Annotated in this window: 23 protein-coding genes; 6 read left to right on the top strand and 17 right to left on the bottom strand. The window is 55.9% G+C overall.

The window, feature by feature from the left end:
• Positions 1-191 precede the first annotated feature (191 nt).
• The 3 genes from CZ787_RS09900 to CZ787_RS09890 all read left to right on the top strand — a co-directional run bounded on the left by CZ787_RS09900 (position 192) and on the right by CZ787_RS09890 (position 4697).
• Positions 192-986: a DUF4886 domain-containing protein gene (locus CZ787_RS09900; protein ID WP_087108687.1), complete on the top strand. Its 795-nt coding sequence runs from the start codon at positions 192-194 to the stop codon at positions 984-986.
• 253 nt (positions 987-1239) lie between these two features.
• Positions 1240-3402, top strand: a complete 2163-nt coding sequence (pnp, locus tag CZ787_RS09895) for a polyribonucleotide nucleotidyltransferase (RefSeq protein ID WP_087108686.1) — start codon at positions 1240-1242, stop codon at positions 3400-3402.
• Positions 3403-3527: 125 nt separating this feature from the next.
• Positions 3528-4697: an MFS transporter gene (locus CZ787_RS09890; RefSeq protein WP_087108684.1), complete on the top strand. Its 1170-nt coding sequence runs from the start codon at positions 3528-3530 to the stop codon at positions 4695-4697.
• Between the two features lie 100 nt (positions 4698-4797).
• Here CZ787_RS09890 and CZ787_RS09885 read toward each other — a convergent pair whose 3' ends face one another.
• The 11 genes from CZ787_RS09885 to dksA form a co-directional block, all read right to left on the bottom strand.
• Positions 4798-5976, bottom strand: coding sequence for an acetyl-CoA C-acetyltransferase (locus CZ787_RS09885; protein ID WP_087108682.1), 1179 nt, complete (start codon positions 5974-5976; stop codon positions 4798-4800).
• Between the two features lie 242 nt (positions 5977-6218).
• On the bottom strand, positions 6219-6599 hold the full coding sequence (panD, locus tag CZ787_RS09880) for an aspartate 1-decarboxylase (protein ID WP_087108680.1): 381 nt from the start codon (positions 6597-6599) through the stop codon (positions 6219-6221).
• A gap of 49 nt (positions 6600-6648) precedes the next feature.
• On the bottom strand, positions 6649-7497 hold the full coding sequence (gene panC / locus CZ787_RS09875; protein WP_087108678.1) for a pantoate--beta-alanine ligase: 849 nt from the start codon (positions 7495-7497) through the stop codon (positions 6649-6651).
• A 37-nt stretch (positions 7498-7534) separates the two neighbouring features.
• Positions 7535-8326, bottom strand: coding sequence for a 3-methyl-2-oxobutanoate hydroxymethyltransferase (gene panB / locus CZ787_RS09870; protein WP_087108676.1), 792 nt, complete (start codon positions 8324-8326; stop codon positions 7535-7537).
• Positions 8327-8549: 223 nt separating this feature from the next.
• A complete protein-coding gene (gene folK / locus CZ787_RS09865; RefSeq protein WP_087108674.1) occupies positions 8550-9050 on the bottom strand; it encodes a 2-amino-4-hydroxy-6-hydroxymethyldihydropteridine diphosphokinase in 501 nt (166 codons plus the stop codon).
• 7 nt (positions 9051-9057) lie between these two features.
• A complete protein-coding gene (gene pcnB / locus CZ787_RS09860) occupies positions 9058-10443 on the bottom strand; it encodes a polynucleotide adenylyltransferase PcnB (protein WP_087108672.1) in 1386 nt (461 codons plus the stop codon).
• A gap of 840 nt (positions 10444-11283) precedes the next feature.
• Entirely contained in the window at positions 11284-12666 is a 1383-nt protein-coding gene (locus CZ787_RS09855) for a sigma-54-dependent transcriptional regulator (protein WP_087108669.1), read from the bottom strand.
• Complete coding sequence (locus CZ787_RS09850) at positions 12644-15586, bottom strand: ATP-binding protein (RefSeq protein WP_087108667.1); 2943 nt, start codon at positions 15584-15586, stop codon at positions 12644-12646. Before CZ787_RS09850 ends, CZ787_RS09855 begins: the two co-directional genes overlap by 23 nt.
• The gene (locus CZ787_RS18835) at positions 15576-15752 is read right to left on the bottom strand and encodes a hypothetical protein (protein WP_172117580.1); all 177 of its coding nucleotides are present in this window, start codon (positions 15750-15752) and stop codon (positions 15576-15578) included. The genes CZ787_RS09850 and CZ787_RS18835 overlap by 11 nt, the downstream gene beginning before the upstream one ends.
• A gap of 10 nt (positions 15753-15762) precedes the next feature.
• Positions 15763-16653: a tRNA glutamyl-Q(34) synthetase GluQRS gene (gene gluQRS / locus CZ787_RS09845; protein ID WP_087109130.1), complete on the bottom strand. Its 891-nt coding sequence runs from the start codon at positions 16651-16653 to the stop codon at positions 15763-15765.
• Between the two features lie 82 nt (positions 16654-16735).
• Positions 16736-17173 carry an RNA polymerase-binding protein DksA gene (gene dksA / locus CZ787_RS09840; protein ID WP_087108663.1) on the bottom strand — a complete coding sequence of 146 codons (438 nt, stop codon included), beginning with the start codon at positions 17171-17173 and terminating at the stop codon, positions 16736-16738.
• Between the two features lie 185 nt (positions 17174-17358).
• On the opposite strand from dksA, the gene CZ787_RS09835 reads away from it, so the two are divergent.
• The gene (locus CZ787_RS09835; RefSeq protein ID WP_087108661.1) at positions 17359-18519 is read left to right on the top strand and encodes an aminotransferase class I/II-fold pyridoxal phosphate-dependent enzyme; all 1161 of its coding nucleotides are present in this window, start codon (positions 17359-17361) and stop codon (positions 18517-18519) included.
• On the top strand, positions 18516-19337 hold the full coding sequence (gene sfsA / locus CZ787_RS09830) for a DNA/RNA nuclease SfsA (protein ID WP_087108659.1): 822 nt from the start codon (positions 18516-18518) through the stop codon (positions 19335-19337). The genes CZ787_RS09835 and sfsA overlap by 4 nt, the downstream gene beginning before the upstream one ends.
• Here the strand turns inward: sfsA and metW are convergent.
• The 6 genes from metW to CZ787_RS09800 all read right to left on the bottom strand — a co-directional run bounded on the left by metW (position 19278) and on the right by CZ787_RS09800 (position 24564).
• Positions 19278-19871: a methionine biosynthesis protein MetW gene (gene metW / locus CZ787_RS09825; RefSeq protein WP_087108657.1), complete on the bottom strand. Its 594-nt coding sequence runs from the start codon at positions 19869-19871 to the stop codon at positions 19278-19280. The two genes, sfsA and metW, sit on opposite strands and share 60 nt — an antisense overlap.
• On the bottom strand, positions 19871-21052 hold the full coding sequence (gene metX, locus CZ787_RS09820; protein ID WP_087108655.1) for a homoserine O-succinyltransferase MetX: 1182 nt from the start codon (positions 21050-21052) through the stop codon (positions 19871-19873). Before metX ends, metW begins: the two co-directional genes overlap by 1 nt.
• A gap of 68 nt (positions 21053-21120) precedes the next feature.
• Complete coding sequence (locus CZ787_RS09815; protein WP_087108653.1) at positions 21121-21714, bottom strand: YggT family protein; 594 nt, start codon at positions 21712-21714, stop codon at positions 21121-21123.
• Between the two features lie 28 nt (positions 21715-21742).
• A complete protein-coding gene (gene proC / locus CZ787_RS09810; RefSeq protein ID WP_087108651.1) occupies positions 21743-22567 on the bottom strand; it encodes a pyrroline-5-carboxylate reductase in 825 nt (274 codons plus the stop codon).
• Between the two features lie 14 nt (positions 22568-22581).
• The gene (locus CZ787_RS09805) at positions 22582-23292 is read right to left on the bottom strand and encodes a YggS family pyridoxal phosphate-dependent enzyme (protein WP_087108649.1); all 711 of its coding nucleotides are present in this window, start codon (positions 23290-23292) and stop codon (positions 22582-22584) included.
• A gap of 129 nt (positions 23293-23421) precedes the next feature.
• Positions 23422-24564 carry an anhydro-N-acetylmuramic acid kinase gene (locus CZ787_RS09800; protein WP_087108647.1) on the bottom strand — a complete coding sequence of 381 codons (1143 nt, stop codon included), beginning with the start codon at positions 24562-24564 and terminating at the stop codon, positions 23422-23424.
• Between the two features lie 115 nt (positions 24565-24679).
• On the opposite strand from CZ787_RS09800, the gene tyrS reads away from it, so the two are divergent.
• Positions 24680-25879, top strand: a complete 1200-nt coding sequence (gene tyrS / locus CZ787_RS09795; RefSeq protein ID WP_087108645.1) for a tyrosine--tRNA ligase — start codon at positions 24680-24682, stop codon at positions 25877-25879.
• The last annotated feature ends 356 nt before the right edge of the window (positions 25880-26235 follow it).

The raw sequence follows: 26235 nt of genomic DNA, 5'->3' as shown, positions 1-26235 counted from the left end.
TGCGGAAAAAACTCGATTGGTTGGAATGAGGTCTTCGCCCGTTGTAGTGTTGGGGGTTTTCAAGCCTCTGAAATAATAAAGCGGAATTACGAAAGGAATGAAGTTTGCTGTAATGTATGTGGCGTACTGAGGTGCCTAAACGCAATGCGCCTTGGATTTTTGTAAATCAGTTCAGGATGGAGATAATATCAATGAAAACATCCCTCGCCGGAATTGGCATTTTCACGCTTACTGCGTTACTCCCTGCTTCGGTCATGGCTGAAACCGGAAGCAACCGCAATGCTCTCGGTTCACCAAACCCGCAACAAATACTCTATGTCGGCAATAGCTATCAATACTACAACAACAGTCTGCACAACTACGTCAAGCGTATGGCGGAAGCCGCCTATCCGGATATTGCGGATCAGCTCAACAGCAAATCTGTAACCATTTCCGGAGCTTATTTGTCGCAACACGACATAAAAAGCTATCTGTTCCCAGACGCTCTGGGCCTGCCTGATCCGTTTGATGTTGTGGTTCTACAAGGACACAGTGGCGCGGCTTTGAGCGACGAGAAGCGACAAGATTTTCGTGACGCGGTTCTACGGCATCACAAAGCCATCGAAGCGACGGGGGCAGAGAGCGTGCTCTATATGACGCCTGCCTACAGCGAAGATCATAATAGCTACGATCCTGGCATGACTGACAAGATCGAAGAATTGTATACCGCTGTCGGCAATGAGCTTGATGTTCTGGTAATTCCGGTCGGCCTTGCCTTTCAGAATGCCTATGAGCAGCGCCCAGAGCTGGCTTTGCATGTCGATTATGACGGTAGCCACCCTTCACCAGAAGGCAGCTACCTAGCGGCCGCCACAGTGTTTGCGGCTCTTTACGACACATCTGTGGTCGGTAACCCGTACACTTACTACGGTCGAATCGACGAGGATGATGCTGCCTTTTTACAGCAAGTCGCTGAAGACACGGTAGCGGAGTACTACCGTCGCTAAGACCATCAAACCATAGCCTTATTTAGTAAGGTGTCTACCACCTGCAGCCGCTTAATCTGTGATTCAGAATTGAGCAGGGCTGTTGTCCTGATTTGGCGACATCGCTGTGTTCGCTAGCGGAGGCTGCCGAATATGGGCGATACACCATGGATATGCACACGGTGATTTTGGGTTTCTGGTAGCCGTATGGCGCTACAGCGCCTAGAATGGTGGCGAGTCAAAACGACCCAAACGAATAGACAAGTAGATATTAATGTTAAAGGAAGTCGCCGTGAATCCGGTAAAAAAAACGTTTCAGTACGGTCGTAGCACCGTCACGCTAGAAACCGGGCGTATCGCTCGTCAAGCCACAGGTGCCGTCATGGTCACCATGGAAGATACCGTTGTGCTGTGTACCGTGGTGGCGCGTAAAGAAGCCAACCCCAGCCAACCCTTTTTTCCGCTCTCGGTTCATTACCAGGAAAAAACCTACGCAGTAGGTAAAATTCCCGGCGGCTTCTTTAAGCGCGAAGGGCGTCCGACCGAGAAAGAAACTCTGACCTCGCGTCTGATCGATCGTCCGATCCGTCCGCTTTTCCCCAAAGGCTTTATGAACGAAGTGCAGGTTATCTGTACCGTTCTTTCCACTGATCGTAACCACGATCCGGATATTGCCGCGATGCTGGGTACCTCCGCTGCACTCAGCATTTCTGGCGTGCCGTTCAACGGCCCGATCGGCGCTGCGCGCGTTGGCTTCAACGAAGAGCAAGGTTATTTCCTTAACCCGACCGTTGAAGAGCTCGCGACTTCTGAACTGAACATGGTGGTTGCCGGTACTGAAAACGCTGTGCTGATGGTCGAGTCCGAAGCCAAAGAGCTTCTGGAAGACGAAATGCTGGGCGCCGTACTGTTTGGTCATCAGGAAATGCAGGTCGCGGTTAGCGCGATTAACGAACTGGTTCAAGAGGCCGGAAAACCGCGTTGGGACTGGCAGCCAGCCGCTGAGAACGTGGCGCTGAAAACCGCCATTGCGGATGCGTTTGAAGCTCAGGTGGGCGATGCCTATCGCATCACCGATAAGATGCAGCGCCAAGACGCGCTAGCAGCTCTGAAAGATCAGGCGGTTGAGCAGTTGGCAGTAGTTGACGGCGAGCCGGTTAACGACAAGTTCAGCAAAGACGAAGTAAAAGGTGCCTTTGCTGGTCTTGAGAAGCGCGTTGTACGTTCACGCGTTGTAAAAGGTGAGCCGCGCATTGATGGCCGTGACAACTTCACCGTGCGCCCGCTGGCGATCGAAGTGGGCGTGCTGCCCAAGACTCACGGTTCGGCGGTGTTCACTCGCGGTGAGACCCAAGCGATTGCAGTGGCAACGCTGGGCACCCTGCGTGACTCTCAGTTGATCGAGTCGCTGGAAGGCGAGCGTAAAGACCGCTTTATGCTGCACTACAACTTCCCTCCCTACTCGGTCGGTGAAGCGGGCTTTATGGGTGGCCCGAAACGTCGTGAAATCGGCCATGGCCGTTTGGCTCGTCGTGGTATTCAAGCCATGCTGCCGTCCGAAGAAGATTTCCCCTACACCATTCGCGTGGTATCGGAAATTACCGAATCCAACGGTTCAAGCTCGATGGCTTCGGTATGTGGCTCCTCGCTTGCGCTGATGGATGCGGGTGTACCGCTGAAAGCGCCGGTGGCGGGTATCGCCATGGGCCTGGTGAAAGACGAAGATGGCTACGCGGTACTGACCGATATCCTGGGTGATGAAGATCACCTTGGCGATATGGACTTTAAAGTTGCCGGTTCAGAAGAGGGTGTTACTGCCCTGCAGATGGACATCAAGATCGAAGGCATCAACGAAGAAATCATGGAGACCGCGCTTCAGCAAGCCCACAAAGCGCGTCTGGGTATCCTTGAGCAGATGAACGTGGTCATTAGCCAGAGCCGTACCGACGTCTCCGATAATGCGCCTTCCATGGCCACTATCAAGATCGACCCGGACAAGATCCGTGACGTTATTGGTAAAGGCGGCGCCACCATTCGCAAGATTTGCGAAGATACCGGCGCGTCTATCGACCTTGATGACGACGGCACCGTGCGCATCTACGCTGAAGACAAAGCTGCGGCGAAAAAGGCCATCGATACCGTATTGGCGATTACTGCAGAAGCGGAAATTGGCAAGCTGTATAACGGCAAGGTCGTACGTATTGCTGACTTCGGCGCCTTTGTGAACATCATGCCGGGTACCGATGGTCTTGTGCATATTTCGCAAATCGTGGCTGAGCGCGTTAACAACGTGCGCGATTTCCTGAACGAAGGCGACGACGTGATTGTGAAGGTGCTCGACATCGATAACCGCAACCGCGTGAAGCTCTCGATGAAAGAGATCACTGAAGAAGAGAAAGCAGCGTTTGCCGCTGAAAGTGAGAACATCGCGGACTAAATTGCCGCGAGGTTGTCTATGCCGCCCCCGTAGCCCCTGGTTACGGGGGCGGCGTTGTTTGATTGAAAGAAAGTTTGATTGAAAAAAGTTTGGTTGGAAGGACGTTTAGTCAGAAGGAAGTAGGCATGGAGAAGGAACAGGCACCGCGCTGGTGGGCGGTGGTCGCCGTGATGATCGGCATTTTTTTATTGGTAACCGCTGAACAGCTGCCTATCGGGTTGTTGTCTCAGGTGGCTTCATCCATGGATGTAACGCCCGGTGTCGCTGGTTTGATGGTAACGGTACCGGGCGTGGTCGCCGCTTTTTCGGCACCGCTACTGCCCGTGGCGGTAGGCCGGTTGGATAGACGTATTATGCTCACGCTACTCATGGTCGTCATGGTGATTGGTAGCGTGCTTTCAGCGCTGGCCAGTAGCTTTATTCTGCTGCTGGCCGCCCGCGTGCTGGTGGGTGTCAGCATCGGCGGTTATTGGGCCGTGGCCGGGAGTATTGCTCCGCGCTTGGTGCCTAGCGATAAAGTGCCCAAGGCCATGACGATTATTTTTGGCGGCGTAGCCGCTGCATCGGTACTTGGCGTGCCATTGGGTACCTTGTTGGGTGATCTAAGTAACTGGCGAGTCGCGTTTGCGGCTTTGGGCGGTTTTAGCCTGTTAACCGCACTGGCACTGTGGTGCTGGCTGCCGCCACTGCCACCCCGGGAGCCAGTCCGCCTCAAAGTGCTGGCCCAGCAGTTTACTAACCGTGGCGTTCGGGTCGCGGTTCTGGTCACGGGCTTTGTGGTTGTCGGACACTTTGCAGCGTACACCTTCATTAGCCCTATCCTTCAGGAGATAAGTGGTGTGGCTCAGAGCCATGTGGGCAGCTTGCTGCTACTTTATGGGGCGGCAGGAATTCTGGGCAATATCGCCGCAGGCATGTTCGCTGGGCGCCACCCCTATCGCGCTGTACTGGCGATTCCAAGCTTGCTGCTATTGGTAGTGGCGTCTTTCCCGCTGCTCGGGGTCGAGCCTGTCAGCGGCGTGCTGTTACTGATGGCGTGGGGTGCGGCATTTGGCAGCGTGTCGGTGAGTATTCAGACGTGGATTTTACGCACGGCACCCAATACCGAAGCCGCAACCGCCTTGATGGCCTTTGTGTTCAACCTCTCCATTGGGCTGGGCGCGATGGTCGGTGGCCGGGTCGTTGATGCTACTAGCCTGCCTATTACCATGTGGGCCGCATCAGGCCTATTCTTGCTGGGCGCGCTGTTGGTATGGCGAACACCCGCCACCATTGTGGGTGAAAAGCACCGTTAAATGCCAAATGAGGGTTAGATGTCAGGCGTGAAGCCTTGATGCATAAAAATGCCCCTGTCAGTGACAGGGGCATTTACATTTTAACCGTTAATCGCCGAGATTAAGGGCGCTCAATCGCCAGTGCCACCCCTTGGCCGCCGCCGATACACAGCGTCGCCAGGCCTTTCTTGGCATCCCGGGCAATCATTTCATGAAGGAGCGATACCAACACGCGACAGCCAGAAGCACCAATGGGGTGGCCCAGGGCAATCGCGCCGCCGTTGACGTTCACCTTGGATATGTCCCAACCCAGCTCTTTCTGAACAGAAAGGGCCTGTGCCGCAAAAGCCTCGTTGGCTTCCGCCAAGTCCAGGTCCTCAAGGCTCCAGCCGGCTTTTTCCAGGCAGCGACGGGTAGCAGGCACTGGCCCGATACCCATAATGGCAGGGTCTACGCCCGCATTGGCATAAGCGGCAATACGTGCCAGCGGCTCAAGACCTAACGCCTTGGCTTTTTCTGCCGAACAGATCATAACAACGGCTGCGCCATCATTCAGTGAGGAGGCGTTACCTGCGGTAACGGTGCCATCCTTTTTGAACGCCGGGCGCATGCCCGCCAGCTTTTCAGCGGTAATTTCGCGCGGGTTCTCATCTGTATCAAACACAACCGGGTCACCTTTATGCTGGGGGATCTGCACCGGTACGATCTGGCTTTTAAATTTACCTTCTTTAATGGCCTTGGCGGCATTGTGTTGCGATTGAGCGGCAAACGCGTCCATTTCCTCGCGGGTGATGCCGTATTTTTCAGCAAGATTCTCTGCAGTGATGCCCATGTGATAGTCGTTGAACGCATCCCAAAGGCCGTCGTGTACCATCGTATCAATGGCTTTCCAGTCGCCCATGCGTTGCCCTTTACGCGAATGGGGTAATACATGGGGAGACGCCGACATGTTTTCCTGCCCACCAGCCAGAATCAGCTCAGCGTCGCCACAGCGAATCGCTTGTGTTGCAAGATGCACGGCTTTTAGGCCTGAGCCACATACTTTGTTGATTGTCATGGCCGGTACGGAAGCAGGCAGGCCCGCTTTAATCGCCGCCTGACGGGCAGGGTTTTGTCCCACGCCCGCCGTCAGTACTTGGCCGAGGAGTACTTCGTCCACCTGATCGGGAGAAACGCCGGTTGATTCAAGGATATCCTTAATCACTAACGCGCCAAGCTCGCTTGCAGGAATGCCTGCCAGTGAACCGCCAAAGGAACCGACCGCGGTGCGGCGAGCCGCGACAATGACCACTTCTTGCATGAGATGACTCCTAACGTGAGTAAGGTAGACCGCCTGTTTTGCTATCTTGTTTTTACAAACCGTTTTTACTAGCCTGTTTTTACTGTCTGGTTGTACTGAGCATAACCTACGCTATCTGTTTTTTATGTCAGGCTTGCTACTCAGCATAGGGGAAAGTTGTGCGTTGCGGCAATGCGCTTTTGGATACAAATAAAAACGGACCTTAAAGGTCCGCTCTAAATAACTGAAAAAAACGATGGCTTCTATGCGAGCTGCACCGGGATGGCGTTGCTGGTATGGCTAACCTCGTTACCTTCTTGTAGGTAGACCAGAGCTGGCTGGTGCTGCTCAAGCTCGGCTTCCGAATAGTGGGCGTAGCTACAGATAATAATCCGGTGACCGGGGGCGGCTAAATGCGCCGCCGCGCCGTTAATCGAGATCAAACGAGAGCCTTCTTCGCCACGGATCGCGTAGGTGGTAAAACGCTCACCGTTTTCAACGTTATAGATCTGGATTTGTTCGTTTTCACGAATACCGGCCATATCCAGTAGGTCGCCATCAATGGCGCAAGACCCTTCGTAGTTAAGCACTGCATGGGTAACGCGTGCCATATGGAGCTTGGCTTTTAGCATAATCGTTTGCATAACAACTCCTGGTTGCGAAGCCTGCGGCTTGGCGATAAAGCGTAATGGATCAAGCGGGCAGCTGCACGCTGAGATTATCAATCAATCGAGCGGGACCAAGCCGAGCGGCGGCCAGTAATACCGCATCACGAGTGGTGGTGCTGACAGGCGTTAACTCGGGGGTACGAAGCTCAAGGTAATCGGGCGTAAAGCCCGCCTCGGCAAGCTCAATAAGCCCGTTCGCCAAAATGGTTTCTAGTGGCTCACCCTGCTCTAACGCGTCGCGCAATTCACACAGCGTGCGGTAAAGCGTAGGGGCTATCGCGCGTTCGGCATCGCTCAAGTAGCCGTTACGCGATGAAAGCGCTAGCCCATCGTTGGCACGCACAATTGGCACGCCTATGATGTCAATCGGCATATGCAGGTCATGCACACACTTGCGAATAACGGCAAGCTGCTGGTAGTCCTTCTCACCAAAGCAGGCAACGTCGGGCTGTACCAGATTAAACAGCAGAGTGACAACGGTAGACACGCCGTCAAAGTGCCCTGGCCGTGAGCCACCGCACAGGCCCTCGCCCACGTCAGGCACGTGAACGCACGTTTGCGAGGTTAGCCCATTGGGATAAAGCGCGCTTACCGAGGGTGAAAAGAGCACGTCGCATCCGGCTGCCCTAAGCTTTGCCTGGTCATCGGCGAAGGTGCGTGGGTAGCCGTCCAGGTCTTCGTTAGGCCCAAACTGCATGGGGTTTACAAACAGGCTGGCAACGACAATATCAGCGTGCTCACGCGCCTGGGCAACCAGCGCTAAATGCCCGGCATGAAGATTACCCATGGTCGGCACGAGCGCGATTCGCTGGCCGTGCGTTCGGTAGTCGCGCAGGAGGCTGCGCAGGTCGTTGATCTCTCGCAATGTACGCATAGTCATGTGTCGTAAGGTTACGTCGCTAACGGGCAGGTTAGAAGCAGTGTTCGGGAGCTGGGAAGGTGCGCGTTTTGACCGCCTCGTGGAAGTCCTGAAAGGCGCCCTGAATATTGCCAGCATCTGCCATGAAGTTTTTCACAAACCGCGGCGGGCGGCCATGGGTGACGCCGAGCACATCGTGCATGACCAGAATTTGGCCATCGGTATCGGGGCCTGCGCCAATACCGATGACCGGTACATCAAGCGCGTCGGTAATGGCCTTTCCCAGGCTTGCCGGTACGCACTCCAGTAAAATAACCGAAGCACCCGCTTCAACCAGTACCTTGGCATCCTGCAGGATACGCTCTGCCTGGACGGTGTCTCGTCCTTGTACCTTGTAGCCGCCTAGCTGATAAACCGCCTGTGGCGTTAAGCCCAAGTGGGCGCATACGGGTACGCCGCGGCGTGTTAGCTCACGAATCCCCTCGGCCATCCAGGCTTCACCTTCGACCTTGACCAGTTCCGCACCAGCACGCATGAGGGCTGCGCCATCTTCCAGCATGCGCTGGGTAGAGGCGTTACTCATAAACGGCAGGTCAACCATCAACAGGCTATGGCCTTTGCCGCGTGCGGCACAGCGGGTGTGGTAGCAAATATCGTCGACTGTCACGGGGAGCGTGCTGGTATGCCCCTGGAGCACCATGCCGAGCGAGTCACCCACCAGGAGTACGTCGATACCGGCGTGGCTAGCCGCTTGGGCAAAAGAGGCATCGTAAGCGGTTAAGCAACTAAACGTTTCGCCAGCGTGCTTGTAGGCCTGTAGCGTGCTTAGAGTCACGGGTTTCATGGCATGCTCTCACTCGTCGTGGCCGCTGCGGCATGGGCAGTCGACCGTTGTTAATATCACGATGTTGCAATGTTCTTAAAAACGATTTTTGAAAACAGTTCTTAAAAACGGGTCTTGAAAAATTGACCCTGAAAGACGAACCAGAACGTTAGTATGTGGGCTGGAAAACGATTGTTACCCGGTCCAGTGCTGTGTGTCGAGGTTAGGGTAGCAAGATAACCGCTTAGGCAGGGCCATCTTCGACTAAACGCTGAATGCCTGGTTCGGGGATTTGATTTAGCCATTCGCTTACCGGCTGCTGGCGAAGCGTCAGCGTTGCGTCCAGTTCAGCCAGGGGAGCGAGCACAAAGGCGCGCTCGTGCATACGCGGATGGGGAACGTTTAAGCGCGGGTAGGAAATTGTCTGCTGGTCAAAAAGCAGTAAATCCAGATCCAGCGTGCGTGGGCCCCAGTGGCGTAGCCGCTGGCGCCGGTGCTGTTGTTCTAACGCCTGTAGCTGGTCAAGCAGCGCCAGCGGCGAAAGGAGCGTTGTCAGGCTGACCACTGCGTTGACAAAATCTGGCTGGTCCTGGGGGCCAACCGGGCGGCTCGCGTAAAGTGAGGAGGTGGCCGTCAGCTGGCTCAAGGGCAGTAGGGCAAGTGCCGAAATCGCCTGGCGCACCTGCCTGATAGGATCATCAAGATTACTACCCAAGCCGATATACGTAAGCGATGTCGTGCTCATGCGTTGCTCACTTTTCCGATTTGTGCGTGGGTTTACGGCGCCGTTTGCGGCGGCGGTCGCCCTGGCTTGCCGGGTCGCCCCCAATTTTTTGTAGCAAGCGAAGCTGCTCATGCTCGTCGCCCTGCTGGAAGGCCGTCCACCAGTCGCCCAAACCGCGCGGGATTTCGCCCGCCTGCTCACGCAGCAGCAGTAAGTCGTAAGCGGCGCGGAAACGTGGGTGCTCGCGGGTTTGGAACGCGCGCTTGCCACGTCGTAACGGCAGGCGTGCCTGTAGCTCCCAAATATCGCGCATGGGCATACCAAAGCGTTTAGGGATAGAGGTATGTTCCAACTGACGCGATACCACCTCCTGCGCGGCCGTTTGCAGTGCCGGTATCGCGGGCATGCCTTCACTTTCAAGCTCGGCCTGGCGATTGGCAACCGGGGCCCATAAGAAGGCGGCCAGCAGGAAGGCAGGCGTCACCGGGCGATCTTCGGCAATGCGCTTATCGGTATTGGCCAGGGCGAATTCAATGAGCTTTTCCGCCCATGCCGCATCGGCCATGGCCTCTTCCGACTCGGGAAAGAGCATGCCAAACAGGCCGTAATGGCTGAGCAGGCGGAAGGTTGCCAACCCATAGCCTGACATAAACATCTTAAGCACTTCATCAAATAGCCGTGCAGGCGGAATTTGCAGCAACAGCGGCGCAAGGTCGTACATCGGCGCTTCGGTGGCCGGCTCAATAGTGAAGTCGAGCTTGGCCGCGAAGCGAACGGCGCGCAGCATACGTACCGGGTCTTCCCGGTAGCGTGTGGCCGGGTCGCCAATCAGGCGCAGCGTGCGCGATTCAATATCACGCGCACCGTTGGCAAAGTCGTGAAGGCTGAAGTCGGCAATGTTGTAATACAGCGCGTTAACGGTGAAGTCACGCCGTAAGGCATCTTCCTCAATGCTGCCCCATACATTGTCTCGCAGCAGCAAGCCGTCGTCCGACTGGTGAGCGATATTCTCGCCGTGTTCGTCTTGTGGCTTGCCACGGAACGTAGTGACTTCGATGACCTCGCGCCCAAAGCGGACATGGACAATACGAAAGCGTCGGCCAATCAAACGCGAATTGCGAAACAGGTCACGCACCTGTTCCGGCGTGGCGTTGGTGGCAACGTCAAAGTCCTTGGGCATTTTACCAAGCAGCGCATCGCGAATACATCCACCCACCAGGTAGGCGCCAAAGCCTGCACCGCTAAGGCGGTAAAGCACTTTTAGCGCAGCGTCGCTGATATGTTGGCGAGAAACAGGGTGCTCGGACCGAGGGATAATACGTGGGCTGAGAGCGGTTTCACTCTCTTGGGGATCGAGCAGGGTTTTCAATTGCTCTCCCGGGCTATGTAAGAAACGGGTAAATCCTTTGAACATGCGGCGATATCGACTCGCAGGGTATCGAAAAAGTGACCGTGAAGTAAGCGGTAGCCGATGAGTGTAGCCGACCCCTTTACGCTTGCAAAGCATCTCGGGCAGGTTTGCGAACGCCTTCCCCTTTAAACGCGGAAAGGGGAGGCTAAAAGAGCCTCCCCTATAAAGCATTTAATCAGCGTCCATGCTGCTGTTTTTCTTCATGATGGCACATCGCCCTGAATACGCACCGCAGTCGATAGGCAGTATCCGACCGCCTCGTATTCAAAACAATAATCCAACCGCGAACTTTTCTTCCCCGACGTATTATTGTTGATTCCGGGGGTGTACACACTCACTGCTATTATTCTTGTTGGGGCGCAGATCATTTGGTGTACGTCGCGTCCATTTTGGGCACTTGCTACCTGTTGTTTTTATTAGCCGCGCTTATTGTGCTTAGCGCCAGCAAGTCATGAGATTGAAGCCTGTTGTTATTATTAGTGCTGTTATCTCTCCTGGCCTTGTTGTTTTTGTTATGGCTCAGGTTGGGGTGGTGTCATGTTGTTTTTGTTAGCGACCCACCGCTCGGCCCAGTTTATTTTTCTTACCCAGTAATATTGCACTCGTCGTGCCACTTGTTGAAATGTTTATTTGTTTCAGTCGCTTATGATTATTTTTTATTTTGAGGAACTTCGGTAACAGATAAGTGTTACCGTTTTTGGTCCGATTTTTTAAGGGCGTTGTGTGGGTAGGTAACAATGATTGGGTAACGCAAATTCGGTTATTTTTTATTTAAATCAGTATAGTAGACGATGGTCGTAAGCATTTGGTGTGAGGCGTTCGCAGGTAAGCGTGCAAACGGCGTCAGTTAGGACGCCGAGCGGTTTTTTTACGCGGTATACCGAGCCGCTGGCGCCGTTCCCACAGGCTTTTACGACTAATGCCCAGTTTTTGAGCCAGCTCGGTTTCGCTCATCAGGTCCTGATGCTCAAGCACAAAGTGCTGGAAATAGTCTTCCAAAGAGAGATCATCCTCATCCTCCGCTGGCGTGCTCTCGTCGCTGGAGGAAGCCGCTGAACTCGCCTGTGAATGGGCACGAGGCGGTGCAGGTGCCAGTCCGAGATCATCCGGGTGAATCAGATGGCCTTCGGCTAAAATCACGCCTCGCTCCAGGGCGTTTTCAAGCTCACGAACGTTACCTGGCCACGGGTAATCACGCAGGTCCTGACGGGCGGCCCTTGAAAGCCGTAGGCCGGGGCGCTCGTGACGCGTGCACGCTTTATCCAGCAAGATATCGGCAATCTGGAGCACGTCGTCTTCGCGTTCGCGCAGCGGGGGGAGCTCGATCTGCATCACGTTTAAGCGGTAGTAAAGGTCCAAGCGAAATTCACCACTTTTAGATAATGCACGCAGGTCGCGGTGGGTTGCGGCAATCAGGCGGACATTAACGTGGCGGGTTTCCACAGAACCAATCTTGCGGATTTCTCCCTCCTGTAACACACGCAGCAGGCGTGCTTGGGCATCAAGGGGCAGTTCACCAATCTCATCAAGAAACAGCGTGCCCTGGTCGGCGGCCTCCACTAGGCCGGTGCGTGATGCGCTGGCGCCGGTAAACGCGCCTTTCTCATGGCCGAACAGTTCAGACTCAATCAGCGTTTCGGGAATAGCGGCACAGTTAACGCTGATCAGCGGGGCGTTGGCGCGTTTGCTTTGTTGGTGAATGGCCCGTGCAACCAGCTCTTTGCCGGTACCTGATTCTCCTAAAATCAGCACGGTCACATCGGCTGGCGCAGTTTTGCGGATACGAGTATAGACCTGTTGCATGGCCGCGCATTCGCCAATCATCATCTGCTGGCTGCCACCATCACCGGTAATTGCAGGTGGCTCGCCATGCTGCATCGACTGCTGATGCAATATACGCTCAATGGTCTCCAGCATTTCAGTATGGTCAAACGGCTTGGCGATATAGTCGACGGCGCCCTGTTTTAAGGCATCTACCGCTGAGCGCATGCTGGCATAGCTGGTCATGATCAGCACCGGCGCGGGAGCAGCAGCGCCAATCAACGTGGTGCCAGGCTCGCCCGGCAGTCGCAGGTCACTGATGATGAGGTCGAACTCAGGAAGCGTTAGTTGGCTGGCCTCTTCAACGCTGCCTGCTTCGTTGACGGTATAGTCATGACGCTCAAGCAGGCGCTTTAGCGCACTGCGAATAATCGCTTCGTCTTCAACAATCAGAATCCTGGGCATAGGGTCGCTGGCCATCCTGTTGGTAAAGCGGCAGCCAAAGCGTAATGGCCGTGCCGCGAGGCTCATTGGGCGGCGGCGAGGCCACGTCTATTCTGCCTTGGTGCTCGTTGATAATTTGATACGCAAGCGACAGCCCAAGTCCCGTGCCTTCGCCTGCAGGTTTGGTCGTGGTGAAAGGCTCAAACAAGTGGTCACGCACGCGAGGATCAATCCCCTGGCCGTTATCAGTCACTCGCCACCAGGCACTGCCTGCCTGCTGCCCTGCGGTAATCACCACTTGGCCGCTGGGCATGCAAGCGTCCCTGGCGTTGCTAAGCAGGTTGACCATCACTTGGGTTAAACGCTGAGCATCCCCGCGCACCACAAGAGCATCAGGGCACGCATTGGTCAACGTTACATCCTCACCCGAGCGCGCCAGGTGGATCAAGTTTAATGCGTCTTCGCTCAGCGTGTTAAGCGCCACGGGGGACGCAGGCGGCGGGCCAGACTGGCGGCCGCCATGCGCAAAGCCGACTAGCGAGTTCACAATGGTCGTTACGCGCCGGGTTAGCTGCTGGATCTGATCCGCAGTCTCCAGCAGAGCGGGGTCATTGGTATCGTAGCGTAAATTTTGCGCCAGTGACGAAATCCCGGTAATCGGGTTGCCAATCTCGTGGGCAACGCCAGCTGCCAACTGGCCAATAGAAGCCAGGCGGGCGGCATGTACCAACTCATCTTCCAGCCACTTCATCTCGGTGTGGTCTTCGACCAACACCACGCTGCCGCCTCGGCTGTCGTGGCCGCTAAGCTCAGCTTTATGCAGGGTAAGAAAGTAATCCTTGCCGTGCAGCGATACCGCCTGCTTATAAAGCGGCGTGTGGGAGGCTAGCAAGACGTTGCCCAATAGCTCAGGCCACGGCGCAGGTAAATTATCGCAGCGCGCGCCAATCACGCTTTCGCCGCTGATGCCGGAGAGCTGGGAAAGCGCCTGATTCCACATCAAAAGCTCTTTGTCATCGCCAAATACGCACAGGCCAACAGGAAGATAAGCTAGTGTTTGGCGGTGATGGCGGCGCAGTCCGTCAAGCTCTCGGGCAAGCCCGGTCAGGCGTGAACGGTAGGCTTCCAGGCGGCTCTCCACAAAGTGGATGTCGTCCGTTACCGGGGCATCGTCATGGCGGTAGGGCAGGTAGCGGTCGACAATATCACGTGCGACCGAAGGCCCCATTAAGCCTGACAGATTGGCCTGAATGCGGTCACGCAGGCGGCGCAGTGCGTAAGGGCGTCGTTCTTGTGGTGTGAGCTTAAGCGCTTTTAATGCTCTGGACACTTCTCGCTGGGCGGCTTCGTCGCCGATCGCTTGAGCCAGGTGAGTAGAAAAGTCAGCAGCGGTGGCAGCCTCCAGCGGTAGTCGTTTGGAGCGGATAACGGCGTCGACGGAGCACGCTTCGGCTGCCGATTTTTCGCCCTCAGAAATACGTGTAAACAGCGAAATAACAATCAAGAGAACAATGTTGGTAGCCAGTGATACCAGCGTTACCGTGTACCAGGGGGGCGCACTGTCGCTCATCAGGTGAGTGAAGGGCAGTGCGGGTGTCGGGAACGTGAAGATAAGCGGTAGCCAAAGCCCCCAAAGCCATAGGGTGACTCCTGCGATAAGGCCAACAACCATGCCTTTGCGATTTGCGCCTGGCCAGTAAAGCAGTGCCAGCATGCCGGGCAAGCACTGCGCCATACCCACAAACGATGCCATGCCCAGGTTAACGAGGTCGTGATGGCGCCCGACCCCCTCATAAAATAGCCAGCCGCTAACAATCACGCCGACCACCAAGGCTCGGCGTAGCCAGAGTAGCCAGCCATAAAGGTCGCTACGCGCTTCGGGCGGCCTGGCCACCAGCACAATATGGTTGAGCATCATGCCGGATAGCGCCAGGGCGATCATGATCATTGTACCGCTGACAGCGGCTAGTCCGGCCAGAAAAGCCAGCGCTTTGACCCACCAGTGTTCGCTGATCATATACACCGCGTAGGCAGTGGCCGGAAGCTCGTTATTGACCGATTGAGCGGCCCACCAGATAAGCGGTATAGGCAAGGCCATCAATAACAGGTAAAGCGGTAATGTCCAACTGGCCTGAAACAGGGTGTGGCGTGACAGGTTTTCGGAAAAGGTAATATGAAATAGGTGGGGCATCATGAACGCAGCTGCAAAAAACAGCAGTAACAGCGTGCGCCATTGAGCGTCATCCAACTGATAGGTTGCCTGCTGGGCTTGTAGGCCCGGCCCCTCAAGCCAGCGTTGTAAATCATTGGGTCCATCAAAAACAAGCCATAAGGCCACCGCTCCCAGGCACAGCATGGCGAGTAGTTTGATCAGAGACTCAAGCGCCAACATGCTGATTAACGGATCTTGGCGCGTATGGCTATGCCGGGCTCCGAACATCACGGCGAGCACCGCAATCAGCCCACAAAATAGCAGGGCGACCGCAGAACTATAGGCACTGCCGGTGAGCCATTGAATAGCGCTGCTCAAGGTTTGAACTTGAATGCCTAACAATGGCAGCACGGCCAAAAGACTGATTAACGTGACCAGCGAGCCTGCCCAGCGCGAACGAAACCGAAACGCAAACAGATCCGCGAGTGAGGCGAGCTGATATGTGCGGGTAATCCTCTGGATAGGCACCAGCAGGACCGGAGCAAGTAGAAAGGTACCGGCCGCGCCCAGGTAGTAAGCCAAGTAGCCAAACCCTGCCTGGGCCGCAAGTTCAACGCTGCCATAAATTGCCCAGGCGCTGGCATAAACGCCGAGGGCGAGGGTGTAAACGATGGGGTGGCGGGTAACGTATGTAGGCAACCAGCCGCGCTCAACGGCGACGCCACAGCTAAACATCAGCCCCAGGAAGCCCAGGCCGAGCAGTAAAACGCCGGTTAACTCAACGCTCATCTAACTTCCTTTTTTGCTCAAGCCATAGCGTGAGCGCAATCAACACGCCCCAGATAGCGAACGGGCGATACCAGGCCGTGCTCGGATTGCTCCAGCCGTCCATTAATAACGGAGAGAGCAAATAACCGCCAAACACCAAAAACAGCATGATGCGATAGACATACATGGAGAACTCCTTACTGCAAGCGGCGGTGTTCGGTGGGGGAAAGGCGCTCAACCGCCCAGTTTGCCACTGCCCAGTGTAGCTGGCTGGCGGGAGGTTCTGTGGCCAGAGCTGCCGGTGGTGCTTGGTCAAGCGCTTGAAGCGCCTGAAAAAGCTGGCGCCGCATGCCGTCCTCATCCTCGGCAAGCGCCGGGGCCAGGTTCTGTTTTGAAAGCTTTTGGCCGTCTGGGGTGACGACCAGTGGCAAATGTAAATAGCGCGGTTCTGGAAGCTTCAAAGCACTTTGAAGCTGACGCTGCCAAGGGGTGTTGTCGAGTAAATCGAGCCCACGAACCACGTCGGTAATACCCTGCTCGGCATCGTCAACGACAACCGCCAATTGATAAGCCCAAAGGCCATCCTTGCGCTTAAGCACTACGTCACCCAGCGCTACTGGGTCAAACTGCTGCGCGCCAAACAGACGGTCCTGCCAGACAATCGGGCGCTTGGCCAGGTCGCTGCGTAACCGCCAGGCAACCGGCTTATCCGGCTCCCTTAACCCGTCACGGCACCAGCCTGGATAAATAGCATGCGATTGCCACTGTTTGCGTGAGCAGCTACAAGGATACGCCAAGCGCTGATCAATGAGTTGATCCAGCGCTTGTTGATAAGCGTCATGGCGGTTGTGCTGCCAGCACAGCGTTTCATCCCACTGTAAGCCAAAGCGTTCCAACTGGCGCAAAATGGTGGCGTCTGCCCCTTGGGGGCAGCGCGGTGGGTCGATATCTTCAATACGCACCAGCCAGCGCCCGCCAGCGGCACGGGCATCCAGATAGCTGCCGAGCGCTGCAACAAGCGAACCAAAATGCAAAGGCCCTGAAGGAGTGGGGGCAAAGCGCCCCCGGTAGCTGGTAGAAGACATCATAAAAACCTTTACCCAAAACAAAAGCGGGCACCCAAAGGTGCCCACTTTCAGCGTTAGCGTACCAAGGGGTTAAATAACCGGCTTAGCCGCCAAGCTGTTTTTCTTTAAGTTCCGCCAGGGTTTTGCAATCAACGCAAAGGGTGGCGGTAGGACGGGCTTCCAAGCGGCGAATACCGATTTCAACGCCGCATGCTTCGCAGAAGCCATAATCGTCGTCGTCGATATTTTCGATGGTTTCGTTGATTTTCTTGAGCAGCTTGCGCTCGCGGTCGCGAGTGCGCAGTTCAAGGCTAAAGCCTTCTTCCTGCGTTGCCCGGTCGGCGGGGTCGGCGTAGTTGTTGGCGTCTTCCTGAAGGTGGCGCACGGTGCGGTCCACCTCTTCCATGAGGTCTTGCTTCCAGTCCAACAGCAGCTGACGAAAATGCGCCAACTGCTTATCGTTCATGTACTCTTCACCTGGTGCCGACTCATACGGAGTGAAGGACTTGGCCGCTTCCGGTTTTTTTTCCGCTACTGGCATGGGATTGCCCCTTACGTATATGACTGCTGATTGATCATGAGCGTATGCCACGATCTCACGCCAAAGGGATGCTTGTTTAGCTGAAAAACTCCCGCTTTGCAAGCATAATGGTGCGTTTGCGACTATGGTCCTACCGTTTGTACGACCCATGTCATGCTTTTATTCTATTAGGTGGAGGAGCCGTTATGGCCTGGAATTCGCGAGTCAGCCACGTGGCGCCCTTTCGTGTGATGCACTTGCTGGAAATGGCCCAGACGCGGGAGGCAGCCGGGCATGATGTGATTCATTTGGAGGTCGGTGAGCCTGATTTTGCCACGCCTGAGCCGATCATTGCGGCAGGCCAACAGGCCTTGGCACGTGGCCAGACGCGTTATACTCCCGCCGCCGGGCTGCCTGCGCTGCGTGAAGCTATCGCTGACCACTATGCTGAACACTTTAATGCTGACGTGGATCCTGCCCGAATTCTGGTTACACCGGGTGCATCCGGCGCGCTGCTGCTAGCAAGCCAATTGCTTGTAGAGGGCGGTGACCGGGTGCTGATGGCGGACCCCAATTATCCATGCAACCGCCATTTCATGGCGTTGGCAGGCGCTGAGGTTGACGCGGTTTCCGTGGGACGTGAGAGTGGCTGGCAGTTGGATGCTGGTTTGGTCGAGCGGCACTGGCGTGATGAAACCCGGCTGGCCATGCTGGCTTCGCCCTCCAACCCTACCGGACACACCTTGAGTGCTGAGCAGCTTTCTCAAGTGCTGGACGCCGTGGCCACGCGCTCGGGCGAAGTGATCGTTGATGAGATATATCAAGGGCTCAACTACGACGATGCTCCACTGTCTGCGACATCACTTTCCAGTGAAGCGTTTGTGGTTAACAGCTTCTCAAAATATTTCGGGATGACCGGCTGGCGCCTGGGCTGGCTGGTCGCGCCGCAGCGCGCGGTTGAGCCCTTGACCCGGCTTGCCCAGAACGTCTTTCTGGCGGCTTCTACCCCGTCTCAGCATGCAGCGCTTGCCGCTTTCACTCCCGAGTGCCGGGCGATTCTGGAGCAGCGTCGTGAAATTCTCTCCGAGCGCCGTCAGGTATTGCTTGATGGGCTGGCGATGCTCGGCCTGGCGCCCGATTTACCGCCTCAAGGCGCGTTTTATGTCTGGCTGGATATCTCGCGCTATAGCCGCGATAGCCAGGCATTTTGTGAACGGCTGCTGGAAGAGGAAAATGTAGCCATTACCCCCGGTATTGATTTTGCCGTGCGCGGTGGCGAGCACCATGTGCGGATTGCGTTTACCAATGACGTTGCTCGGCTTGAGGAAGCGGTGGCGCGGATCACCCGCTTCGTGGGGCGGCTATGACACTGGCCTCTTCGCTGCATTCTCCGTTGCATTATCCATTGCGTTATCCGTCACTGGCGCCCGGTACGCTGCTGCGCCGCTACAAGCGTTTTTTTGCTGATGTGCGCCTGGACGATGGCCGAGAAGTGGTAGCGCACTGCCCCAATACTGGGTCGATGAAAGCCGTCAATGTGCCCGGCTGCCGAGTGTGGCTGTCACCCAGTGATAACCCCAAACGTAAGCTTTTATGGACATGGGAGCTCATTGAATTGCCCCAGCCCGATGGCAGCGTGTCGTTGGTATCAGTTCATACGGGGCGAACCAACCGGATTGTCGAGGCGGCGCTCAGCGCTAACCAACTGGAGGCGCTCGCCGGTTATGCTTGCCAGCGTCGTGAGGTAAAGGTAGGGGAATCGCGGCTTGATTTTCTGCTTGAGGACCCGGTTAAAGGGCGCGCGTACATTGAGGTCAAACAGGTAACCCTCAAAGAGCAGGATGGATACGGGTATTTCCCCGACTCGGTAAGCGTGCGCGGGCTTAAACACCTGCAGGCGTTAAGTGCATTGGCCTTGAAGGGTGAACGGGCCGTGCTGCTGTTTTGCATTGCTCACGAAGGTATTAATGATGTCGCACCCGCTGCGCATATCGACGCCGCCTATGCGGCAGGGCTTGAGGCGGCAGTTGCCAGCGGTGTTGAAGTGCTCGCGTATGGTACGAGCACCCAGTGGAAGGAGGGTGTTCCGGTCAGCGTAACGCTTGCGCGCACGCTGCCGGTTCGCTTAACGGCGACGTACGCGGAAGATGGCGATCTCGCCGAAGAGGTTGGGCCACCACTTTGAGGTCCAGTGTCCACGGCGCTCGCCCACACCCACGGCACGGTCCACGATCACCAGGCCCTTTTCACGGCACAGTTGCTCGAAGTCGTTAAAGGTCGACAAGTGGATGTTGGGTGTGTCGTACCAGGCGTGAGGCAGTGACTTGGAGACCGGCATGTAGCCACGTAGGCCCAGGTAGACGCGGTGGCGCCAGTAGGCAAAGTTGGGGAAGGTGATAATGCCTTCGTCAGCGACGCGCAGCATCTCATCAAGCATTTTGTCGGGGCGGCGCAGCGCCTGGAGTGCTTGGGTCATGATGACCTGGTCGTAGCTGTGATCGCAAAAGCTGGCCAGTCCGTCGTCCAGGTTGTGCTCTATCACGCTGACGCCGCGTGCCACGCAGCTGGTTATGCCATCTGGGTCGATCTCCAGACCGTAGCCAGTTACGCCCTTGTCGCGGGCCAGGCTCTCCAGAAGCTCGCCATCGCCGCAGGCGAGGTCCAGCACGTGAGCCCCTTTGGGCACCCAGTCGTAAATCAGTTCAAGGTCGGCGCGCATCAACGGATCTCCTCCAGGCCTAGCTCACGAGCAGTACGGTTCATAAAGGCGCTGAACAGCGCTTCATAACGTGGCTCCGGTAGCAAAAACGCATCGTGCCCATGGGGCGACGCAATATTGGCGTAGCTAACCGACTTGCCTGCACGGGTAAGAGCATCGACCAGCTCACGGGAACGGGCGGGCGGGAAGCGCCAATCGGTAGTGAAACTGACAATCAGGAAAGGGCACTGTGCAGGGGCAAGCGCTTTGGCCAGGTCGCCGTCGCAGGTGGCGGCCGGGTCAAAATAGTCCAGCGCCTTGGTCATCAAGAGATAGGTATTGGCATCAAAGGCGGTGGAGAACGCGTCGCCCTGGTAGCGCAGGTAGGATTCGACCTGGAACTCAACATCGAAGCCGAAGTTAAGGTCGTCGCTTCTAAGGTCGCGCCCGAACTTGCTGCCCATGGCGTCTTCTGACAAGTAGGTGATATGTCCCACCATGCGTGCCAGTTTCAACCCGCGCTTGGGTACGGTGTCATGCTCGGCGTACCAGCCGCCGAAGAACTCGGTATCCGAGCGGATGGCCTGGCGGGCTACTTCGTTAAACGCAATATTCTGCGCTGAAAGCCGAGGTGTTGCGGCAATTACGACGGCGTTAGCCACTCGCTCAGGGTAGGTAATCGTCCACTGCAGTGCCTGCATGCCACCGAGGCTTCCGCCTACGGCTGCCGCCCAGCGCTCAATCCCCAAGTGGTCGGCCAAGCGCGCCTGGCTTGCGACCCAATCACTGACCGTGACCATGGGGAAGTCTGGCCCCCACTGGCGACCGGTTTCAGGATTGTGGCTAACCGGCCCGGTGCTGCCGTGGCAGCCGCCCAGGTTATTCAGGGAAACCACAAAGAAGCGATTGGTGTCGATCGATTTACCTGGCCCAATGTGCGCATCCCACCAGCCGGGCTTGCGGTCATTCTGGCTGTGATAGCCCGCCGCGTGGTGATGGCCGGAAAGCGCATGGCAAATCAACACCGCATTGCTGCGTTCGGCGTTTAACGTGCCGTAGGTCTCATAGATCAGCTCATATTCCGGAAGCACTTTTCCGCAGGCGAGGGCAAGCGGCGTGTCGAACTGCGCAATATGAGGCGTGACAAGACCAACGGCGTCCGTTGGTCGGTCAGCAAAGGCAAGCGTGTCTGAGTCGGGCATCGAAAGCGTTAGTCCTGCAAAATGGGTTCTTCTGAATAAAGCCGGGGGGAAGCGGGGCTAAAAAAATCTTAAAGCCCTACCAGGGCCCCTGAAATGCCGGCAGCACGGATCAGAGAGCCAGCCACCAAGCCATCAAGAAGATTGATGGCAATAAAGACCACGATGGGAGACAGGTCGATCATTCCCAGCGGTGGAATTACCCTGCGTACCGGCGCCATGATGGGTTCAACCAGCTGCATGACCAGTAGTGCGCCCGGGTGGCTGGCATTCGGAGCAACCCAGCTCAAAATGATCATCACAATCAGAGCGAAAAAGTAGATCTTTAAGATCGCATTGGCAATCGCCGCCACCCCTGCAATTAGCAGCCCGGCAATGGGCGGGATGCCAATGCCGATCACCATGAAGATAGCCACCATGCTCACTACTTTCAGCACAAAGCCTGCGGCGAGTGTGGCAAGGTCGAAACGGCCTGCCACAGGGCCTAAAAAGCTCTGGAAAGGCCTTACGACAGGCTGGGTGATCTTAACCACCGACTGACTTAGCGGGTTGTAGTAGTCCGCCCGCGATGCCTGCAATAAGAATCGCAGCATAAGTAAAAATAAATAAATATTGATCAGTGAGTTAACTAGCGTTAACCCGGCGCTACCCAATTGACTGCCCATTGCTGGTGTCTCCGTTACGTTAGATGATTCAGTGGCTGCTTAATTCACGGGCCATTTCCTGGGCGCGCTTGGCACAGGCTTCCATGGCATCGGCAATGGTAGTGCGCAACTGCGCCTCTTCCAGATGATGAATCGCGCGTTCAGTAGTGCCGCCAGGCGACATCACGTTCTGCTTAAGCGTGGCAGGGTCTTTGTCACTCTTCTGCGCCATGGTGGCGGCGCCCAGCGCTGTTTGGATGGCCAGGCGGCGTGCCGTTTCAGCCGGTAAGCCAAGCGTTACGGCAGCCTCTTCCATGGCCTCAAACATTAAAAAGAAGTAGGCCGGGGCGCTGCCCGAAACCGCCGTTACCGCGTCCAAAAGCGACTCTTCTTCCACCCACTCAACAATGCCGACGGCTTCCATTAGCTGAGTGGCGATATCGCGCTGGGTATCGCTCACGGCTGAATTAGCGAACAGGCCGCTGGCGCCGTATCCCACCAACGAAGGTGTATTGGGCATGCAGCGGACCAAGGCGTTATTGCCCCCTAGCCACTGGTCGATGGTCGCGGCGTCCAGGCCTGCTGCAATCGAAATCACCAACGGGCGTTGTTGCTGAATAGTCTCCCGCAGCTCTTCACATACCACCCGCATGATCTGTGGCTTAACGGCCAGAACCACCACGTCTGCGTTACTGACGGCAACGTTGTTGTCGGTGTGGATATTAATACCCAGGCGCTCTTTAACCGGCGTCAGCTCGCTGCTGCTGGGCGCGGTGGCGGTAAGGTCCGTGGGCGCAGCACCGCTGTCGATAAGGCCACCGATAATAGCGGTCGCCATATTGCCTGCGCCGATGAAAGTGATCTTGCTTGCCATGTGCGTGTCCTGTGTTATGAATTGACTGCGCCGCGCGCACCGAAAATAGCCGTGCCTAAACGTACCAGCGTGGCACCTTCCATCACGGCGGCTTCAAGGTCATCACTCATGCCCATTGATAGCGTGTCTAATGGGGCCTGAGGCAGCGTTGTCTGTAGTTCTGTCAGCAGATGCCTTAGTTCGGCTAACGGCTTGCGCTGCGCCTCTAGCGTGTCAGCTGGCGCGGGAATTGCCATTAAACCGCGCAGCCGTAAACGGGGCAGTTGGGCTGCCTCATAGGCCAGCGCCTTAACGTCTTCAGGTATAACCCCCGATTTAGACGCCTCACGGCTAATATTAACCTGTAAACATATATTTAACGGCGCTAAATGGCTTGGGCGCTGCTCGCTGAGCCGGTTGGCAATTTTTAAGCGATCAACGCTATGTATCCAGTCAAAGTGCTCTGCCACCGCACGGGTTTTATTTGACTGTAGCGGACCAATGAAATGCCACACAATGTCGTTCAGGTCAGCGAGCTCGATCTGCTTGTCTAATGCTTCTTGCAAATAGTTCTCGCCGAACGCCCGTTGACCAAGCGCATAAGCCTGGCGAATCAGGGAGACTGGCTTGGTTTTGCTCACCACAAGCAGCGTTGCGTCATTTAAAGGGCGCTTGGCCTCTAAAAGCGCCTGATGCAGACGTTCTCGCGCTTGGGCGAGCGATTCAGGAAGCGCGATGTCCATCATACTCAAGCACCTTACCGCAGTTGGAAGTGATAGGGATATTACCGAACTGCGCGCATCCTCGGCAAAGTAGAATGCGTTCAAATGGTTTCTTTTCACTAATAAAGATCAGCAGCTTCCGCCGCTTGGCACTTAGCGTGAGTAAATGCCCCCCAATACGCGCAGGCCGCTGGCGCCAGTGACCGAGGGCAAATTGCCAGGTAAATGGTGCAAGCGCTGATGGGCAAGCCAGGCAAACGCACCAGCTTCAATCCAGTCTTCTGGCCAGCCGTAAGCCGATGGCGAGGTAAACGTGGCGTTAGGTAGGTGATGGGCTAGGCGTGCCATTAAATAGGCGTTATGGGCGCCTCCGCCGCAGGTGATTAGGGTCGCGGGTTGGTTGTCGGGTAATAAGTGCTTAATGCCTTCGGCCACGCTAATCGCTGTTAGCTCGGCAAGTGTGGCCTGCACGTCTTCGGGCGACTCTGTGCCGGTAAGGTGCTGCTTGAGCCACGTTAAGTGAAAAAGTTCGCGCCCGGTGCTGCGCGGCGGCGGTTGGCGAAAGAAGGGTTCGGTGAGAAAACGCACCAAGAGAGCGCTATCTACCTGGCCGCTTTTGGCCCAGGTGCCGTTTTGATCAAACCGGCTGGGGTAATGTTTCGCAAACCAGGCATCCAGTAATACATTAGCCGGACCGGTATCAAACCCCAGTGCCGGCTGGTCTGTATGGCGCGGCAACCAAGTGACGTTGGCAATCCCGCCCAGGTTAAGGATGAGCTGCTCTACCGTCTGTCTGCCGAACAGTGCCTGATGAAAGGCGGGTGCAAGCGGGGCTGCCTGACCGCCTGCCGCCAAGTCGCGGCGGCGAAAGTCGGCGACGACAGTACAGCCAGTCAATTCCGCCAATAGGCTTGGATTATCCAACTGCAGCGTGTAGGCAGGGCCGCCGCTATGTCCGTCAGGCGCATGCTCGATGGTTTGGCCATGACTGCCGACCGCACTAATCTGGCTGGGTGAAAGACACTGCTGGGCCAAGAGTGTGTTAATAGCCTGCGCCTGAAGGTGGCAAAAGGCATTTTCTGCCAAGGCCAACTGGGCGAAACTTACCTGCTCTGCGTTACATAGCGTTAATAGTGCGCTGTGCAATGCTTCCGGCATGGGCTCGGCATGGGTTGCCACCAGCCGAGGCGGGGCGGTGGGAGTGATCGCAATAAGCGCGGCATCAATACCGTCAAGGCTGGTGCCTGACATTAAACCCATATAATAAAGTGTGGGAGCAGTGGGGAGCGTTTTCATAAAGCAGTATCCAAGGCGGTGCGAAGGCTCAACCAGGTCGGGCAGGCATGGTAACATCGTCGGCTATTGTTCATCTGTATGCCCAATGGGGCAACGTTTAGAGTGGAGAGAGGCAATGAGTGAGGTGGATCAGGCTTTAGCGCTGTTGGCGCGGGGTACGCATGAAATCCTCGTAGAGGACGAGCTTAAAAAGAAGCTGGCCTCCGGGCGCAAGCTGCGTATCAAAGCTGGTTTTGACCCCACAGCCCCTGACCTGCATTTGGGTCACAGCGTACTTCTGACCAAAATGCGTCAATTCCAGGACCTGGGGCATACCGTTATTTTTCTGATCGGTGACTTCACTGGACGTATTGGTGACCCGACGGGTAAGAACATCACCCGCAAGCCACTGACCGAAGCCGATGTGAAAGCCAACGCGGAAACCTATAAAGAGCAGGTTTTCAAGATCCTTGATCCTGAAAAGACCGAGGTGCGCTTTAATGCGGAGTGGTTTGGCGAGCTGACCGCCGCCAAGATGATTGAGCTGGCCGCACAAAGCACCGTTGCGCGTATGCTTGAGCGGGATGATTTTGAAAAACGCTATAAAGCCAATCAACCTATCGCCATTCATGAGTTTCTGTATCCGCTGGTTCAGGGCTATGACTCTGTGGCGCTGGAAGCGGATATCGAGTTGGGCGGCACCGACCAGAAGTTCAACCTGCTGATGGGGCGTGAAATTCAAAAGCACTTCGGCCAGGAGCCTCAAGTCGTTATCACCATGCCGCTGCTGGAAGGTCTTGACGGCGTGCAGAAGATGTCGAAGTCGCTCGGCAACTACGTGGGCGTTGATGAAGCACCGGGTTCCATGTTCAACAAGCTGGTTTCAATGCCCGATAGCTTAATGTGGCGCTACTTTGAGCTACTGTCGCTGAAATCCAACGAAGAGCTTGGTGCGCTTAAGCAGAGCGTTGAGCAGGGTGCAAACCCGCGTGATGTGAAAATGGAACTGGCGCGTGAGCTGATTGCTCGCTACCACGGTGAAGAAGCCGCCGCTAATGCGCACAAGTCAGCGGGTAACCAACTGGCCGATGGCGAAGTGCCTGATGATCTGCCAGAAATAGCAGTGGATTTTGAAGGCGCTGGTCAAGCCCCCATTGCTGCCGTACTCAACCGTTCAGGCCTTACCAAAAACAGTGCCCAAGCGAAAGACATGCTTAAGAACGGGAGTGTTAAGGTTGATGGCAACGTGGTTGCGCAGGACACCATGTTGGCAACGGGTAAGGTCTACGTTATACAGGCGGGCAAGAAACGTTACGGCCGTGTGACGCTTGTTTGAAGTTTTTGAAACGATCTTCAAAAAAGGCCTTGCCAAACCGGTAGCGAATCCGTAAAGTACGCATCCGCTGCCGGGGACGCCCAGCGTTACCAGCGGTGAGTGAAGGTGAAAACCTTCGGTTTGTCAGGAGGTTAGCGAAGTTTTAATCGCTTGCTTCACCCGCTAAAAACAGCGGTTGACAAACAACAGGAAATGCGTAGAATACGCCTTCCTCGCTGAGGCAAGCGGCTCCGGTCATCGAGTCGAATGTTGGTAACATTAACCTCAAGCGAAACAGCTCTTTAACAATTTGATCAGGTAATTCATGTGGGCGTTTGCCGATGAGGGTGACAAGTCACCAGATATCAAGGCAGGCG

The sequence above is a fragment of the Halomonas citrativorans genome (genome assembly GCF_900163645.1).
Lineage (GTDB): Bacteria > Pseudomonadota > Gammaproteobacteria > Pseudomonadales > Halomonadaceae > Vreelandella > Vreelandella citrativorans.
The sequence above is the reverse complement of the archived record's forward strand: the minus strand, read 5'-3'. Positions and strand labels throughout refer to the sequence as shown.